The 16706-nt window shown below is 38.9% G+C and carries 13 protein-coding genes; 8 read left to right on the forward strand and 5 right to left on the reverse strand.

Going from position 1 to position 16706, the window contains the following annotated elements:
* Positions 1-210: 210 nt before the first annotated feature.
* A complete protein-coding gene (locus AB7E63_RS08345) occupies positions 211-1251 on the forward strand; it encodes an endonuclease/exonuclease/phosphatase family protein (protein ID WP_006342613.1) in 1041 nt (346 codons plus the stop codon).
* Here AB7E63_RS08345 and AB7E63_RS08350 read toward each other — a convergent pair.
* From AB7E63_RS08350 to rplM, 3 genes are all read right to left on the reverse strand, one after another.
* Positions 1248-4850: a hypothetical protein gene (locus AB7E63_RS08350; RefSeq protein WP_428419185.1), complete on the reverse strand. Its 3603-nt coding sequence runs from the start codon at positions 4848-4850 to the stop codon at positions 1248-1250. The genes AB7E63_RS08345 and AB7E63_RS08350 overlap by 4 nt on opposite strands.
* Positions 4851-5025: 175 nt before the next feature.
* Positions 5026-5412: a 30S ribosomal protein S9 gene (gene rpsI / locus AB7E63_RS08355; RefSeq protein ID WP_006342611.1), complete on the reverse strand. Its 387-nt coding sequence runs from the start codon at positions 5410-5412 to the stop codon at positions 5026-5028.
* Between the two features lie 18 nt (positions 5413-5430).
* Complete coding sequence (gene rplM / locus AB7E63_RS08360; RefSeq protein WP_006342610.1) at positions 5431-5874, reverse strand: 50S ribosomal protein L13; 444 nt, start codon at positions 5872-5874, stop codon at positions 5431-5433.
* Positions 5875-6134: 260 nt separating this feature from the next.
* Between rplM and miaB the strand changes: the two genes are divergently transcribed.
* From miaB to AB7E63_RS08395, 7 genes are all read left to right on the forward strand, one after another.
* Entirely contained in the window at positions 6135-7448 is a 1314-nt protein-coding gene (miaB, locus tag AB7E63_RS08365) for a tRNA (N6-isopentenyl adenosine(37)-C2)-methylthiotransferase MiaB (RefSeq protein WP_284452716.1), read from the forward strand.
* Positions 7449-7605: 157 nt separating this feature from the next.
* Positions 7606-7812, forward strand: coding sequence for a hypothetical protein (locus tag AB7E63_RS08370; protein WP_284452717.1), 207 nt, complete (start codon positions 7606-7608; stop codon positions 7810-7812).
* Between the two features lie 16 nt (positions 7813-7828).
* Positions 7829-9550, forward strand: coding sequence for a hypothetical protein (locus AB7E63_RS08375; RefSeq protein WP_006342606.1), 1722 nt, complete (start codon positions 7829-7831; stop codon positions 9548-9550).
* Positions 9551-9565: 15 nt separating this feature from the next.
* The gene (nrdJ, locus tag AB7E63_RS08380; RefSeq protein WP_006342605.1) at positions 9566-11575 is read left to right on the forward strand and encodes a ribonucleoside-triphosphate reductase, adenosylcobalamin-dependent; all 2010 of its coding nucleotides are present in this window, start codon (positions 9566-9568) and stop codon (positions 11573-11575) included.
* A gap of 182 nt (positions 11576-11757) precedes the next feature.
* A complete protein-coding gene (locus AB7E63_RS08385) occupies positions 11758-12219 on the forward strand; it encodes a hypothetical protein (RefSeq protein ID WP_006342604.1) in 462 nt (153 codons plus the stop codon).
* Between the two features lie 242 nt (positions 12220-12461).
* Positions 12462-14195 carry a hypothetical protein gene (locus AB7E63_RS08390; protein WP_006342603.1) on the forward strand — a complete coding sequence of 578 codons (1734 nt, stop codon included), beginning with the start codon at positions 12462-12464 and terminating at the stop codon, positions 14193-14195.
* Between the two features lie 27 nt (positions 14196-14222).
* Positions 14223-15182 (forward strand): hypothetical protein, encoded by a 960-nt coding sequence (locus AB7E63_RS08395; protein ID WP_006342602.1) that lies wholly within the window; start codon positions 14223-14225, stop codon positions 15180-15182.
* A gap of 29 nt (positions 15183-15211) precedes the next feature.
* Here AB7E63_RS08395 and AB7E63_RS08400 read toward each other — a convergent pair whose 3' ends face one another.
* Together AB7E63_RS08400 and AB7E63_RS08405 are read right to left on the reverse strand one after the other, a co-directional pair.
* Positions 15212-16192, reverse strand: a complete 981-nt coding sequence (locus tag AB7E63_RS08400) for a hypothetical protein (protein WP_284452718.1) — start codon at positions 16190-16192, stop codon at positions 15212-15214.
* A gap of 129 nt (positions 16193-16321) precedes the next feature.
* On the reverse strand, positions 16322-16706 hold a 385-nt coding region (locus tag AB7E63_RS08405), incomplete at its 5' end, for an SH3 domain-containing protein (RefSeq protein WP_428419190.1).

Consider the following 16706-nt stretch of genomic DNA (forward strand, 5'->3'; position numbering starts at 1 on the left):
TTTGAAAGAATGTCATTTTTTTCATACTTTGACTGATTTGCTCGAAAAAAAATAACAACATACATAAAAAACATCAATACTAAACAAACTGCCACGATTTTAGAATATTAACTAGCATCAAAATAACCTATACGAATTACTAAAAATTAAGACTTGAATTTATGCAGATGAATTGAAAGAATAGGGAAAATTATAGCTTAGGATTACCCAATGAAGCTTTTCTTACGAGCCCTTTTCTTCTTCAGCTGTCTTTCTCGATTATGTTTAGGCGAAATTTCAAATTCAATTATTCCTTTAATGGAACAGATTGAACAAGGAGAATCGCTTTCTCAATGGAAGTACTCACAGAACCAGTGGATAGAAATACAAGAGGGATTAGGACGCAAGGAAGAAAAAATACGGGTTGTTTCTTACAATATGCTGTTTAATTATATGGACAACCGTCTAGATGAGGTCCACCGCTGGCCAAATAGGTGCTCAAGAGTTGTGGAATTGATTCAGGCGATAAATCCTGATTTAATAGGCTCCCAAGAATTGCAACAAGACCAAGTGGAAGATCTTTTAAGCTTTTTGGGAGATGAATACGCCTTCTATGGAAAGGGAACGTTAGATGGAAAAATGAAAGGAGAGGTCAACGGTATTTTCTATCGAAAATCCCGCTTTAATGTCGACAATGAATCTGTTTTGTTTATGTCCTCTACTCCTCATACACCAGGAAAAGATCCCTATTCCTTTGCCCGAACGTTGACCATTTTAGAACTAGAAGACTTTGTGACAGGCAAACGATTTGCCATTGCGAACGCCCATGTCGCATTTGGCTCGATTGATTCCAGGGATTACTCTGTTCGATTCATGGCCTCTCACATAAGCAAAATGGCAAAAAGATTACCTGTTATTATCACAGCTGATTTGAATACGTTCCCCCATCGACAAGATATCAAAAAGTTCCCTGCTTACGATGGAGATTACCTACATCGTCTTCTTACATCTGCTGGGCTATTAAATGCGCAGAATACATCCCTTCTCGGTTTTTTAGGACCTTTATCGACTTATACAAATGATGACGGGGAAACAAAAAAAGGGGGATTTGATAATCGTTTTCTAAGTACAGGAACTCCCGGCGTGTTTTTAGATCATGTCTACGTAGGAGGGGGAATTACGGTTCTCTTGCATGCCATTGAACCTGCAAAAGTTGACCAACAATTCCCCTCAGATCATCTGCCCGTTATCGTTGATTTAATTGTCGATTAGCCCTTGTTGATTTCTTGGGCTTGCGCTTCGACTTGAAGTTTCAACTGAGCAAATCGATTTTGAACCCCAGCTAACTGGCTACCTTCTTCTGGTTTCTTTTTCTCGATGATTTTTACCATATTATCTAAAAGACCTGGCCATTTTAAAAATCTATCGACGGGGTGTTTGATCAGTACAAACTGAACTCCCAAATCTGCATCTCGAAAGACTTTTGCTTCAGGCCTTCCTTCCGCAATGACTTGAGCTGCTTTTGTATTAATTTGTCCCATTCCTTGCTGGACTCCCAGCGTATCCTTAATCGCAACAGCTAATTGCTTAAAGGCGGCAGACTCCAAAACTCCTGCAGCCTGCGCACTTGAGGCTTCTGAAGCACCTTTTTTCTCGATTTCATTAAATTGATCGGCAATTGGCTTCAATTGATTTAAATATTGGTCAAACTTTTCTAGAAAATTTTCCAAATGTGCGCCTTCTTCTGGTGTTAAGATTTTTTTTAATGCTTCTTTTTGCACTAGAAGCTTATCATAACCTTTTTGACCTTCTTCTAATTCACGCCTTGTAGAACTTACCAACTCTTTGTGAGCTGATACAAAGTTATTCTGAATGGTTGCTTCATCTAAAAACGTTAATTTAGAACTTTCAACTTGAGCAAGACTTGCTAATGTTCTCACCTGATGCAAGCTAGAGGAAATAAGCGCGGTTTCATTTGCGTTACTTTTGAATAAAGCAGAAAATCGTGGCAAAATTTCTTCAACTTTCGATTTAAAAGCTTCTGATGAGCCAATCTGTGCACGTGCCTTCGCTTGAAATGAAGCAGGCAAAGCTGTAAGGCCTCTGGAGACAATCCCGCTCGCCATTTGCAATGTGGCCAAATTTGGTTCAAACTCAGTGTCTGAATGGGCCAGCAAACGATCCATTTTTTTCGAGATCTCTGCCTCTATTCCTACACTCAATGCTTGCACAGCATGATCTTCTTGACCACCTTCAAGCATAAATGCTGTATATGTCTGAACTTCTTCTGTTAACTTATCGAATTGCTCTTGCGTTTTCCCTGGTTCAGTTTCTAAAAGAGTTCCAATATCTTGCAAAATATTTTGCATGCGTTGTGCTGATTGTTGACGAAGAACGTCCAGGTTTTTTGCTAGTTCCGGGTCTGTTGCCACGGTATTCCATATTGCTTTGGGATCTTGCGTTTCTGAGGAACGGTTCATTTTGAGCACATCTCTAAAACGCTGCTGAATGCTTCTTCCCACCGCTGCTTCTTTTAGCCTATTTAATTCTTCAGCTAATTTTTTAGCCTCGGGTGCTCCAGCTTTGGATAAGGCTAGTTCAGCATTTTTAGTGACCAAAGTCAGCGCTGCTTTCTCATCTGAAGCTTTAAGAGATGGCCGATCTTTTTGCAGCCGTTCACTAATTCCTTTTTCCGAACTTGTTTTTCTTGTTCTAGTGTTTATATATGCACTAAACTTAACTTCCACCTTTTCCAATTCTTTTGAAATATGCGCTCCCTGGGAAGCTCCAGTTTCATGTAGTTGATCCATTTTAGCTTTTAGATCTCGAGGAAATCCCTTTACGGCGATTTCATTTAATACATCAGCTCTTTGCGTATAAAAATCTAAACGAGCTCTTTCTGCCTCAGCCCCCACAAACCTATCATAAGTCGTAAAAACTTCTTTAAAACCTGCATTCGCTGATAATAGAATGGATGTATTCCATGCCTGCATCTGGGCTTTTAGTTGACTAACGGTGTTTTCCTTCTCTTCGGAAGATTTTTCAGAAACCATCGATTCTAACATTTCTTTGGCCAGCATATTTCTTACTTCTGCCGGCGATGCCTTCAGTGTTTGAAGATCCTTGCTGGATTCTGCTTTTAATAATTGCGCCTTTAGTTTTGCCTCATCACTTGTTAATTTCGATGCCTCTTTCACTTCGGGAGATGTGAGTCTAGCTATTGCGGTTTCATTCATTTGCCTGAGTTCAGGTTGTAAAGGACCTTGAGATTTTTCGGCCAGAGATGCCAATTGTTTTTGAGCCTCAAATGCAGCAAATAAAGATTCTGCTGTGTGTTCTGGACCTGACAGAGCTTCTTGTATAAATTGCTCAATGCTTTTCTTAAGATTTACACCTTTTTTATAGTCATCACCAGATTGAGATTTCAAAATATCCAGCTTTGTCTCTAAGCGGGCAACCACACTTTCTTGCTTTAAAATGGCCCTTTCAACATCCGAAGCTAACCGACTAGGACCTTTAGCGACGAGTTCTGATTTTAATGTAGCTAAGGCGTCTTTTTCCTGCTGAATAAGGGTACTAAGAGTCTTGATTTGTTGATTATCTGCTTTTGTCAATTCTTCAACCGATTTAGATGCAACATGTTTAATTTCGAATTCAATGACTTTTTCAATTTTTAAATTATTGACGGCTAAGTCGTTCAGTTTATTTGCAACTTTACCTACTGGTCGATTGAATAAATAGGTCATTAACCCAATTTTAAATTGAGCTTCTTTTTTTTCACTTGAAGAGATTTTAGCTTCAGGAACTTCCACTCTCGTAGATGGAGATCCTTCACCTACAGGAGCTTTATTTTGAAGTTCAGTTTTAAAATAATTTGCTTTTTCTGTACTAATTTCTCGCAAAAGTAGTCGCATACTCGAAATCGGAGTTTGCGGCATTGCACTTTCTAACGAAGCTCTTGTTCTAGCATCAAGTCCTGCAATTTTTTGATCATCATTGAGAAAATTCTTCAAAAAAGCTTGACTAGTGCCAAAACCTCTAGCTAAATTTTTCACTTTTTCAAATTGATTTTCTTTTTTTTGCGGATCAGTTTCTAGTGACAATACTGCGACATGCTTGCGAATTAGAGATTCTATGACCTTCGCTTCTCTGGGAGAGACTTTCTCAGGAGAGACCTTATCTTTACTGGAAAAATTTCTGTTTTCCAGTTTTTTCTCCATGCTTCTTTCTTCGGATGATAATTTTAAATACTTACCCGCATAGACTTGCATTTTTTGCTGCAGCTCAGGAAACTGTGTTCCATGAGGATCACTTACCGCTAACTTAGCATGGGCTTTTTCGAAATTTTGTGCCGCCTTGAGAGGATCTTTGGATCCCTCAAGTAAAAGATCATTGATTTCCTTTCGCATCGCCCCTTCTGCCCCTCTGGCATCCTTTTCACTAACCAGGGTATCGTACTGCTTAGTTAAGGTTTCTACACGAGCTTTTAAGACATGCAAATCCTTTTCTAATTTTGCACGTGCAGGCCCAGATTCTGCGTGGGCAAGCTGCAATTCAATGTCTTTAATATTTTCTTTGGAATGGCGAACCGCCTCTTCCAAATTTCCCTTATCTTTTATTTCTTCACCACTGACAATCAAAGCAGAGTGAGCACTTAATTGACTTTGGGCTCGGAAAACATTTTTTGCTAAATCTTGGATAGTTCTGGAAAGATCTTTAATTTTGGTAGAACCTGATTGAGTCACAAGAGTAACTTTTTCCCGACCTTGAATAAATCCCGGTTTTTGTTCTTCCGTTTTCTGCTGTTCAATTGTTGAACTAGATAAAGAAGATGGTAATGATAAACGATTTGAAGGCTCTGGAATTGACATATTTTAAACTCCCCAACTAAAAGAGTAGAAAAAATTATTATAATCCTTATCTTTTATTATAACGAATTAACTAATCTGCGTGAAGACTTTATTTTAAATGCAAACAAGAGGGAAAGAAAAAGCCACTGAAAAACCAGTGGCCTTGAAAAGAGGGAGTACAAGCGTCCAGACGGAATTAACGTTTAGAGAACTGGAAGCGCTTACGAGCTCCTGCTCGTCCGTATTTTTTACGTTCTTTCTTACGTGAATCACGTGTCAAGAATCCTGCAGATTTAAAATCAGGGCGAAGATCTTCTTGATTTTCAACTAATGCACGTGCAAGACCGAGACGAATCGCAATAGCTTGTCCTTCAACTCCGCCGCCGTTCACGCGAATAATGATGTCATGTTTTTGAACGCCGCCTAATTTTTCAAAAGGAGCTAATACAACTTGTCTTTGAATTTCAAGTGGGAAATACTCATTGAGAGCTCTTCCATTAATATCAATTTTTCCAGTGCCCGTACGGAGGCGCACTGAGGCGACTGCAGTTTTGCGTCTACCTGTTGCAACTGTTTCTTCCAAGTGATACCTCTTTAATTACTATATGTTAGCTTTAATGGGTTTTTGAGCGTCCAAATTATGCTCTTCGCCAGCAAAAATACGCAGTCTTGTCAATTGACCATCAGTCAAACGATTTGAAGGCATCATTCCTTTAATTGCGTGCTCAAGAATATAACCAGGCTTACGCGCTAGCATTGTGCGATAAGGGATCTTTCTCATACCACCCATATACCCAGTATAGTAATGGTAGACTTTTTGTCCTTCTTTGGCACCTGTTACTCGAATTTTATCGGCATTAATAATAATTACGCCATCTCCCCCATCTTCATGTGGAGTAAAAGTAGGCTTATGTTTGCCTCGTAAAATTTTTGCGACTTCAGAAGCAAAGCGACCAAGCGTTTTCCCTGCTGCATCCAGCAAGAACCACTGATGCTTGATATCTTGCTTTTTCAGCACAAATGTTTTTTGTAGATTTTTCGTCATAATTGACCTTTTATACAAAGTTTTCGTGATAAATCATATTGAGAGCATACGCTTTATGTCGTTTTTTGCCAACTTTTTTTGCTTCAAATCTTTCACTTCTTGCTGTTTTTTGTATGAAACCTTGAAAAAGATCCCCTTATCCCCTAAAATGGTCGCAATAAAAAACTCGTATATATAACGCAATGCGTGAATTTAGTCATCAACATCTTATTATTCAACCATTGCAACACTTTATAATTAAAATCTAATTGAGAACATTCATGCGAAATCCAAAAACATTTTATGTGCGCACCTATGGTTGCCAAATGAACGAGCTTGACTCCGAAGTGATGGTGGGAATTCTCGAAAACCGAGGGTTAGTCCGATCCATGGAAGAAGAAACCGCTGATCTCCTGATTTTCAACACCTGCTCTATTCGTGACTTGGCCGAAAGAAAAGTGATGGGCAAGTTAGGAAAGCTCGGGCGCAACCGGAACCACGATACCATTATTGGTGTGACTGGATGCATGGCAAATGCTAAAAAAGAATCTCTTTTTCACAAGGTTCCGCATATCGATTTTGTCTTAGGAACCAATAACATCCACGATCTAAACCGCGTATTAGATGACGTTATCTCAACCGGAAAGCAAACATCCCTTACCGACACTAAGTTCGAAACCGAACTGGATTATATGGGCGCAAAGCGGGACAACAAAGTGAGCGCACACGTTTCCATTATCCGGGGCTGCAGCAAGTATTGCACCTATTGCGTGGTTCCTTACACTCGCGGTGAAGAAGTCTCACGCCCCCCCGAACATATTGTCGAAGAATGTCGCCACCTCGTCTCTCAAGGATATCGTGAAATTACCCTTTTGGGACAAAATGTCAATAGTTACGGGAAAGATGCTCCTGAATGGGGATGTTTATTTCACGATTTGCTCGAGAAATTAGATGCCATTCCCGGCTTGGAGAGAATCCGTTTTATGACAAGCCACCCTGTCGATATCTCGAGAGAGCTCATGCTGGCTATCCGAGATTTAAAAAGCTTATGTGAATTTGTTCACTTTCCTATTCAAGCAGGTTCTAATCGAATTCTTAAAAAAATGCATCGCATGTACACCGTTGAAGAGTATTTAGAAAAAGTGGCGATGCTAAGAGAGCTTGTTCCCCATGTTGCTCTAGGAACTGACATTATTGTAGGATTCCCGACGGAGACAGACGAAGAGTTTCAAGAGACTTATCGTATTCTAAAAGAGACCGAGTATGCAGTCGCCTTTATTTTTGCATATAGTGCGCGCAAAGGAACCCCCGCAATGCGATGGAAAGATGATATCCCCGAAGAAGTGAAAGATCAACGGTTAAAAGCCTTAATGCAACTTCAAGAAGACATCTATGCAAAACAGCGTCAAAACCTGCTCGACGAAACCCTTGAGGTATTAGTTGAAAGACCAAGTACCAAAGATCCTCGCTTGCTTAAAGCACGTACACGATGCTGGAAAAATGTTGTGTTTGAAGGAGGCAAAGAACTCATTGGGACCTTACAAAACGTCAAAATCCATAGCTATACGAATCAAACTTTGTTAGCCACTTTATAGTTTTAGTCGCATAGGTCCTTAATCTTTTTAGGGATCTATGCGACTCTATCCCATCACTTTCTTTTATCCAAACAATCACCATCGTGAAGAATTCTTCTCTTTAATGCTTTCTTTTATATATATATAAAAAATTAGAAAGCCAAATAAAGAGGTGAATATGTCACGTAAAAAAAGAAATCCTGATGACCCTAAACCCCTTAATTTTGATCGCGACGAGGAAAAAGGACCAAGCGACCATTTAAAAAAGCCCTTCATGACTCCCGCCGATGAAAGAGGAGACAATGAAGATGATCAATACTACAACGAAGAAGAAGCTCTCAGTCCAGAAGAAGTAGAAGAACGCAAAGAAGAAGGTGATTTTTAACATAAAGAAAAATGACATGTTAAAAATTTCGATTCAGGACATTTTAAAAACGGCCACCTTTTCTCCAACTGGCTCACACTCTTATTTGTATTACAAAGGCCGTCAGGTCAGACTTTTTGAAACAAAAGCTGTCCAAATCCCATTTAAAAAAATTTCCGCCCTAAAGATGCTAAAATCTCTTCAAAAACAAGAAAAAGAGCTTAAAAAACTCACTAAAGAAGAAAGAGAGGCCCTACAACGGTTTCTTTTTAGAGTTCAAGCAAAAAAGCAATCCTCGGGCCTCATTCGTCTTTTATCTAAAATACAGAATTTTTTGTCTTTTCAAGGATTTTTAACTTCTGCAGAAATAGCCGACAAAATGCTTAAATTCCTTTCGTCCAAAAATGTCACCCCTTGTCAAATCGCCATTCCAGCATCCATTTCCATGAAGAAAGGACCCCTCCTCCCAGAAAAGCCCTTAAAGCAATTCATTGCGGATTATCTGCAAAATTTTATCACAGATACATTTTCACCCCCCGAAACACAATCGACACTTCCTTTAGTGAATGAATTACACAGCGCTGTTATTAAAAATTATCCTCTTCACAACCAAATTGATCTAAAAAAAATTCAAGAACTTGCCCTTCATGTTGTGATGCGCAAAACAATCACGATTTTGCAAACAGTCGAAAAGGACAATTTTGATTCGATACTCGCAAGCTTTTCTGACAAAATTCGCTTCCATTTTGTCCTCTCTCCCTCTTTTAATCTGACTGAAGAAATCATCCGTAGGTTAAAAACAAGTCAATCCCAAAAACTGCGAAAAAATATTAAAAATTTTGTTAGTTCGTTTTTGATGCCTTATTTACAGGGAAGAATTACACAAGATAATGAACATCTACAACGACAACCGATGCTCCAACTACTTTATCAACATTTTGGGAAATGCCATCATTTCAGAAGAAAAACCGGAAAAGTGATCGCTCTCGAGGCTTATATCATTGAAGCCGTACGCGCAATGGATCTTTATCTGAGAAACATACACTATACAAAACATGGGGATGTTTATACCCCCCCTTTCAAAGAAAGCATCATTGCTGAGATCCTTTCACCTCTTCACATCGCCCTGGAAAAAGATTTTCTCCTTACGTTTAAAAAAGAACAATTAAAACTCAAAATTCACGCGGCTTTAATTAACTACCAACAAAAACAAATCAGAGCCTTCCAAAAAGCTTTTGAAGAGATTTGTGAAATTAAACAACAAGCGATTTTGAATTCACAGCTAGAAAATAATATAGTCTTCACTACTCCCTTAGAAAGCTTTAGATGTTTTATTCAATTGCTAAAAACACCTCAGGAAATGAAAGTCTTTATTTATGAAGAAAAATACCGCCTTATTCTAAAAGAAGGTTCTACATACTATTGTGCATTACATTCTCAAGATAAAATGCAGTGGGATGCCCAATTTAATCTTCCGACCGATTTACAAGAATCCCCCCTTAACCCCTCCTTACGCTATCTCGGAGTGAAATTTTATTGTGACAAAGAAGGTCTCACTTACTACATCAATACAACGGGAAAATTTGTGCAAGCCACTCCCAATCAAATTTTACGCATTCAAACGCTAGCAGAATCTATAGAGCAAAAAAAAGAATGCCTCCTTTTTGGTATCGATCGATACGCGCCTGATTTATACCAAGAACAATTAGGCTTTTATAAGATCTATCAAAATACATTGTTCCCAAAAATGAATTTTTAACAAAAGCGGATCGTGATGACAACACCTACAGCAAGAGCCATGGCTGCATCTCTTAGGACATATCACCGCCCCCTAGATGAAGAAACCGATTTTCTTGAAAATTGGGATCAGGTTGTTAACAGAGTTATCCATCATCAACAGTGGCTCTGGGAAAGAGCTTTAGGTCGAAATCTCAATGCCCATGAAATGCAAGAGTTGGAAGAAACACGTCTTCTTATTCTAGAAAGACGCATCGCTCCTGCCGGACGCACGCTGTGGCTGGGGGGAACAGAACTTAGCCAAGTAAGAGAATCCTGCATGTTTAATTGCGCTTACACACATGTAGAGACTGTCTATGATGTTGTCGATGTTTTATGGCTCCTTTTACAGGGGTGTGGAGTCGGATTCAAACCGATTATTGGAACGTTAAATGGCCTTAGAAAACCACTAGAAGACATTCAAATCATCCCATCCAAACGCATTCAAAAAGGCGGACTTGAGCATAATGTCGAACACTATGATCCTCATTCTCAAACATGGACAATCAAAGTTGGGGATTCTGCAAGCGCTTGGGCAAAGGCCATCGGAAAACTGATTGCGGGTAAATTCCCTGCTAAAACACTGGTCTTAGATTTTTCAGAAATACGCCCTGCTGGAGCAAGAGTCAAAGGATATGGATGGATATCTTCGGGCGATATTCCCATGAGCAAAGCTTTTAAAGCCATTGCAACTCTTTTATCTAACCGTGCAGATCAACTTTTGACCCGCATCGATATATTGGACATTGTGAATTGGCTTGGCACCCTCTTATCAAACCGTCGTTCTGCGCAAATTGCCCTTTTCGAATATGGACAACCCGAATGGGAAGAATTTGCTACCTCCAAAAAGGATTGGTGGTTAAAAGATAACGCCCACCGGCAGCAGTCAAATAATAGCCTGCTTTTTAGAACCAAACCATCTAAAGAGGAGCTTGAATACATTTTCAAGCTAATGATTGATTCAGGAGGTTCTGAACCCGGCCTTATTAATGCTGAGGCGGCAGAGCGACGTGCCCCCTGGTTCAAAGGCTGTAATCCATGTGTCGAAGTTTTACTAGGAAATAAAAGTTTTTGCAATCTCTCAGAAGTCAATCTTTTAGCTTTCTTAGGAGATAAAACCGGGCTTGAACGAGCACTCTATCTAACAGCGCGAATGAATTATCGACAAACCATGGTTGATCTACGCGATGAAATTCTCCAAGAAGCCTGGCATTTGAATAACCAATTCTTGCACTTATGCGGTGTAGGCCTGACAGGGATTCGAGCAAACCCTCTTTCAGCCTATGATTACAAAAGAATGAAAAATATTGCTGTTAGTGCAGCTTATAGCATGGCGAATGAACTAAACAGTCCGCTACCAAAAAATGTAACCTGCGTTAAGCCAAGCGGCACATTAAGTAAAATCATGGGGACAGAAGAATGGGGGGAGGTTCCAGAAGGAATCCATCTTCCTCTCGGAAAATACATTTTAAATTCTATCACATTTTCAAAATATGACCCTCTTGTTAATCGCTTGAAGAATGCGGGTTATGAAGTAATGGAAAAGCCTTTTGAACTAGAGTCCGTTCTGGTTAAATTTCCAATTAGATACGAAAAAATCCCTTTCACACACGCTCTCGTTACGCACAAAAACGGAACAGTTGAAGAAATAGACATCAATACAGATTCCGCTGTGGTTCAACTTGAATGGTATCGTCTTCTACAAGAATCATGGTCCGAACAAAATGTATCCACCACAATTTCTTATGATCCTTCCGAAATCCCGGAAATCATCGATTGGCTTCTCACGCATTGGGATGTTTATGTGGGGGTTTCTTTTTTACTTCGAAATGACCCGACAAAAAATGCTCAGGATCTTGGCTATGCCTATCTTCCCCAAGAAGTTATTTCCAAGACTACCTACGACGATTACGTCAAAACTTTAAAGCCTATTTCATATGAAGGACTTCGCTTACAAGGTAATGCCTTCGATGACACCTGTTTATCTGGCGCCTGCCCTGCGGATTAATTCCCCTATAAAAACTAAGCAATTATTTAACTATTTAAATATTATTCCACTTATTATAAACTTATGCAAGTAGCTGTAAATCTGCTATATAAATTTTGCATAGATCTCTTTAAGCTTACAATTAAACTTTCCATACTTAATAGCTAAACGCCACATTTCATAAGAAATTAAGGAAACACATCATGCAAGCCCATCAATATTGGAATACACAAATTTCTAATTTTTGCATAAACAATCTCGGTCCACATCAGTTACATGGCCATAATAAAAATGTTGATGCCAATCAAGAAGAAGACGAAAAAAAAACTTCTTTTAATCGAATTGATGCATTCTCGACATACATTAGCTATCAAATTGCTTCTTCTCAAAATGAGAAAAAAATTTTAATCGATTTATTTAAAAAAGACATTCAGTATATTCAACAGAATGAACCTCAAGCTCTCTGGCAGAAACACATCGACGTCGTACATGGAATTTTAGATATTCTTGCGCTGGTAACCTCAAGTACAGTTCAAAACACCCCCTTGAAGAAACTTCAATCAACGATTGCAAGTCGCCAACAAGAAAAAAACCAAGCTTTGAATAAGTCTTTGCTTTCTTTTCTTTTAAGTCCGACTAATTTTCATAATTGGTATCAAGCATAACCTCTTCATACCAAATTTAATATCTCTTTAAGAAAGTCTTTCTTGAATATATCTACAACTATTTAATTGCCGTAAATTTTAAAACCATTTAGATTGCTTGTCTTTCTAACTCAATTTTTACCTTTTTAAATCTCAACACAAATAAACACCATTAATTCACATCATAGTTTGACAAAAACAAAATAGACATAAAATATTAATCAAAGCACAAAACAAATAACTTTTATCAAAGGTGAAATATTATGCAAATAACAGGAACAAATCCATTAAATCAAGACGAGTGGCTATGCACCTCTCCTGAAATAGGCCTTGGACCAAATGGCTGCACAACTCGCCATAATCATTGTCATATAAGCTTACTTTTCGATGCTGCCCAGCGCCCCCTTGTTAGTGAAAATCATCTTTTTCAAGAGCTAGAAAAAATACAAAAATGTTTAGAATTTTTTAGCTCTCAAATTCGATCTGATCTAATCATTTTCCCCCCTCAAATTAAAAAAAAAATATTCCTATCTTTTATAAGCGACATCAAACTTTTTAAAACCGTTTTTAATTGTGTTCCCCTTCAAAAAAATGATGCTGATCTAATCAGTGACTATATCACTAGACTCTTTACTGAAACACTCTCGCGTTACTCAGAAAGTTCTCATGCTTCCCCCACAAGCTCAACTGAATCCTCGCCAACTTCTGCATTGGCTGTCCAGCATAAGTTTAGCCCTAAAAAAAAACAGCCCTTCTTCAATAGTGAATCTAAAACATGCGAACATACTCATGGGCTTTATCTAAAAAGCACATATCTTTCTACGCGAACTATTCCTCAGTTAAAAGATCTCATGGAAAAAATCTCTCATTGTTGCGATTTTCATTTCAAAGCTCTAGCAGAGCATCCAGAAGAGCAAGAAAAATTATTAGAAAAAGAAAATAGCCTCATTAAGCACATAAGAATGCAACTTGAAGCAAAGGAAAAAGCTTTAATGCAAAGCTCCGCAGTAGAAAAAGAATCGGATTCTACGGAGTCTGACTCTTTTAGCTGTGATTTAAATGACACTTCAGAAAAACCTCAATCAGAGTTCACCACTTATTCAAGAAAAAGACATTCTCCCGAAGAATCTGAAGACTCATCCACCTTTCCCCAATCACCACTACCAAGAAATAAAAGGATAAGACCTACCGAATTTCACAATCAGCTTCAGCAACGCCTATCCGTAGCAGCAAGAGCTGGGGAACCCCATAGTCAATCCAAGACCCCCTCACACTCCTCTCCTCTGTTTAGTATGCATTTCGAATCACCGTCAGCAAGAAGTTCTTCTACCATTGGATCTCCCCTCCCTTCAAAAAACTCACCTCATCCCATATTTCCATCAACAACGCCCCTTAAATTTCCTCTGTTTTCCCCTCAATCATATCTTTCTGAAGCTGCAAGACGAGCGACAGAAATTCCAAGTAAAAAAGCGACATCACCGCGCTATTCATTGTTTAGAGTACCTTCTAGCCCTAGTCATTCACCATTATCCACTCATAGGAAAATCTCACCCCACCCCATATCTCCATCAACAGATCGCTTTGGTTCGCCCCTTAGCGCTCCGAGTCCTCGTTTTTCCTTTCCACCACTTTCTTCCTCAGCTGCAGGAGGAATCACACTCCTGCCCTTGTTTAGAGAGCGTGCTGAATCGCCTTTACCAAGAGACATGGGAGATTCTGCTTTTGAAGCTCATAATCAGGAAAGCTCACCTTACCCAACCTTCATACCTGAAGACCATTTTGATTCTCCATTTATCCCTCATCCATCCCCAATATCAAGAAGAAAGAACGTCTCTGCCGATGATCGGCGATCTGAGCCACCAAGAACAACTTCAACAAAAACTAAAATTCGTTTTACCCACATCCGAAAAGAACAACTCGAATCCGAGAAAGCCGAGCGATCAGAAAAAGAAACTTCTGAAAAATTAGGCATTAACTTTGTTTTAAATCATCAATAAAAAATTCGATTATTTTTACAGGAAAAAATGTTACCAAACGAAAGTCACAACCATACATTTTCTGAACAGTGGGGACAAAAGTCCCCCATTTTCACAAGAGAGTTAGATCAAGCCCTTGTCTATTCTCATTGCCATGACTTAGAAAGCAGGAGACTAGATGTCATTTCTGGAGCTGCTTTATATCAGCTTCAGAATTGTATTTATAAACTCTCAGATCTCATTAAAATGCCCCATATTTCTTTGAATCATAGAAGAAAAATGGTCCATTTACTTGAAGAAGACATTTATCATTTAAAATATATATTGCATGCGATACGCATCGATGCAATCGCTCACCATGCGTGGACAAGAATAATAGATGAGCTATACAAATCCACGCTGGAACAATTTGCTAAAGAAGCACCCATGGAGCTATCTAAAGAGCCTCCACAATTCACTTATAAGTACCCCTTTCCCGAGAGCAGTTTTTTAATGCTAGAATACCAGAGCCGCATTGAAAGCTATCGACCGGAGGAGCCCCGAACACAACAACCACCTATCGAAAATAAGCAGCAGGCCTCCATTGAAAAAATGGCGGGGAAATGCACGCATATTTATCATCGCTACACAACAATCCCCTCCCAAACGAAAGACGGGCCAGATACTATCCATCATTATCATGGACGTTACGAAGAAAGTATTCCATGGAAGATCGATCACCTACAAAAACTGAATATCGCAGTGCAAAAATGCATAGAATCTCATCAAAATAATTTGACCATTTCCGAATTTGCAAAAAGAGAGGCTCTGCTCGTAGATAAACGATTGCAGAAAAGAATTACGGATGAATTAAATTTACAAAATATTAAAGCAAATGCAACTGCATGCAAAAGAAAAGCTGTAGAGTTAGAAGAGGATGCTAAAGGCTCTAAAAATGATGTAAACCAAAAGAAAGTGGCTCGGGAGAAAGAGCAAGAGGTCTCACAAAACCACAATCCGAGAGTTTAAAAAAGGACAACGCCCCATTACGTGGGGCGTTATTCTAATATTTTAACGAATTGCTGAACGTCTGAATCTTGCGCCTTAACGTGTTCTGCAATAGATTTGCGATGACGCGCTTGTAAGATTTTTTTAATTGCATCTTCCTGCTTTTCTAGATCCAGGTGATGGAAAAAATCCGAGCTGATTAAAAGGAGATCTCGAAAATCCTCTTCCGTTTGAAGCAATGAAACACCTTTTTTGGCTAGCTTAACAAAAGCTTCTTTTTCTCCATCTTGCACCAAAAATGTCAAAATTTCGAAGATAAATTCCAAATCAGGTTTTGCCATGATTTTTTTGGTCAGTTGACGCACCTGCTGGTTGGCACCATGACTATCTGTGACAGCTAAAATGCGAGTGGTTAAGAACTCAAACCATTTCTCATCTTTGATATATTTTTGAAAGCCTTCAATGAGCTCTGAGGCATAGGAATAGTTGTGGTGATCAATTTGTTCTGCAATAAAGTCGTATAAAAAGCTTTCGATGTCATTCGCACAAGTATTTGTGACCAATTCAAAAACTTCTAAAGGTTTCCCTCCTCCATCTACATTTTCATCCAAGATAACTTGGAGATTCGCTAAGACGTCTTGGATTCCTTCTTCCTGATCAAGATTACCCTGGTCATACAGATAAATTTGATGATCTAATTCATCACAAAATGTAGAAAGACTAGGCTTTTCAGGAATAAGTCTACGCCATAATTCGAAAAGCAATAGATAGATTTGATCCTCATCTTCCTGAGAAATCTCTGAACCTTCGACCAGCTCATCTGTCAAATCTTCCGGATTATCACAATGCTCAGCTAAAGCTGTAAGGCTAACCTTATCCAGGTCAACATGCTTTGCCTGCAAACGATTAAAAATTTCAAAAACTGGGAGGGCTCGATAGTCCTCTACTTGCCAAGCTAAAACTTTTATACTTGGATCAAGTAACCAATTCATTCGTAACAAATTATATAAAGCTTTTCGCTCTACTTGCATCTCAACGACTCTACGTAAAAATATTCATTAATTTGCTTATAAGTATAGCTCACTCAGTGCATTTGAGCAATACCTTAAATCTCAAAGCTCCATTTTTTTGAAACATTAAAATTTATCCTATCAACCTCTCTACCTATAAGGTTCTATCAATTGAATGTCTGCGGACTTGATATACCCAATTTCGCCTTTTGGCGTCGCAATTTTCATCCACGCGCCCTTATTCAAATCTAAAACTTCAACTTTAGATCCGGCAATCAACGGGTCTTCCCGGACTTTTGCGTACTGCGTTCCGGCATCTCGATAAAGAAAAGCGGGCTGAGTAATAATTCCATCCACAGAAGAAAAGAAGCGGGAATAAAAAACACTTCCCAATAAAATCAAAGCGATGGCAGCCAAGGTCCAAAAAACAGGTTTAATCCAAGAAAATTGATACCAAATAAAAAGAGAAATGCTGGCAATTATCAGGATCAAGCAAAAGGATAAAAGTTGTAATCTAGTGGGCAAAAAGATCGGA

Source organism: Parachlamydia sp., from assembly GCF_050255895.1.
GTDB lineage: Bacteria > Chlamydiota > Chlamydiia > Chlamydiales > Parachlamydiaceae > Parachlamydia > Parachlamydia acanthamoebae.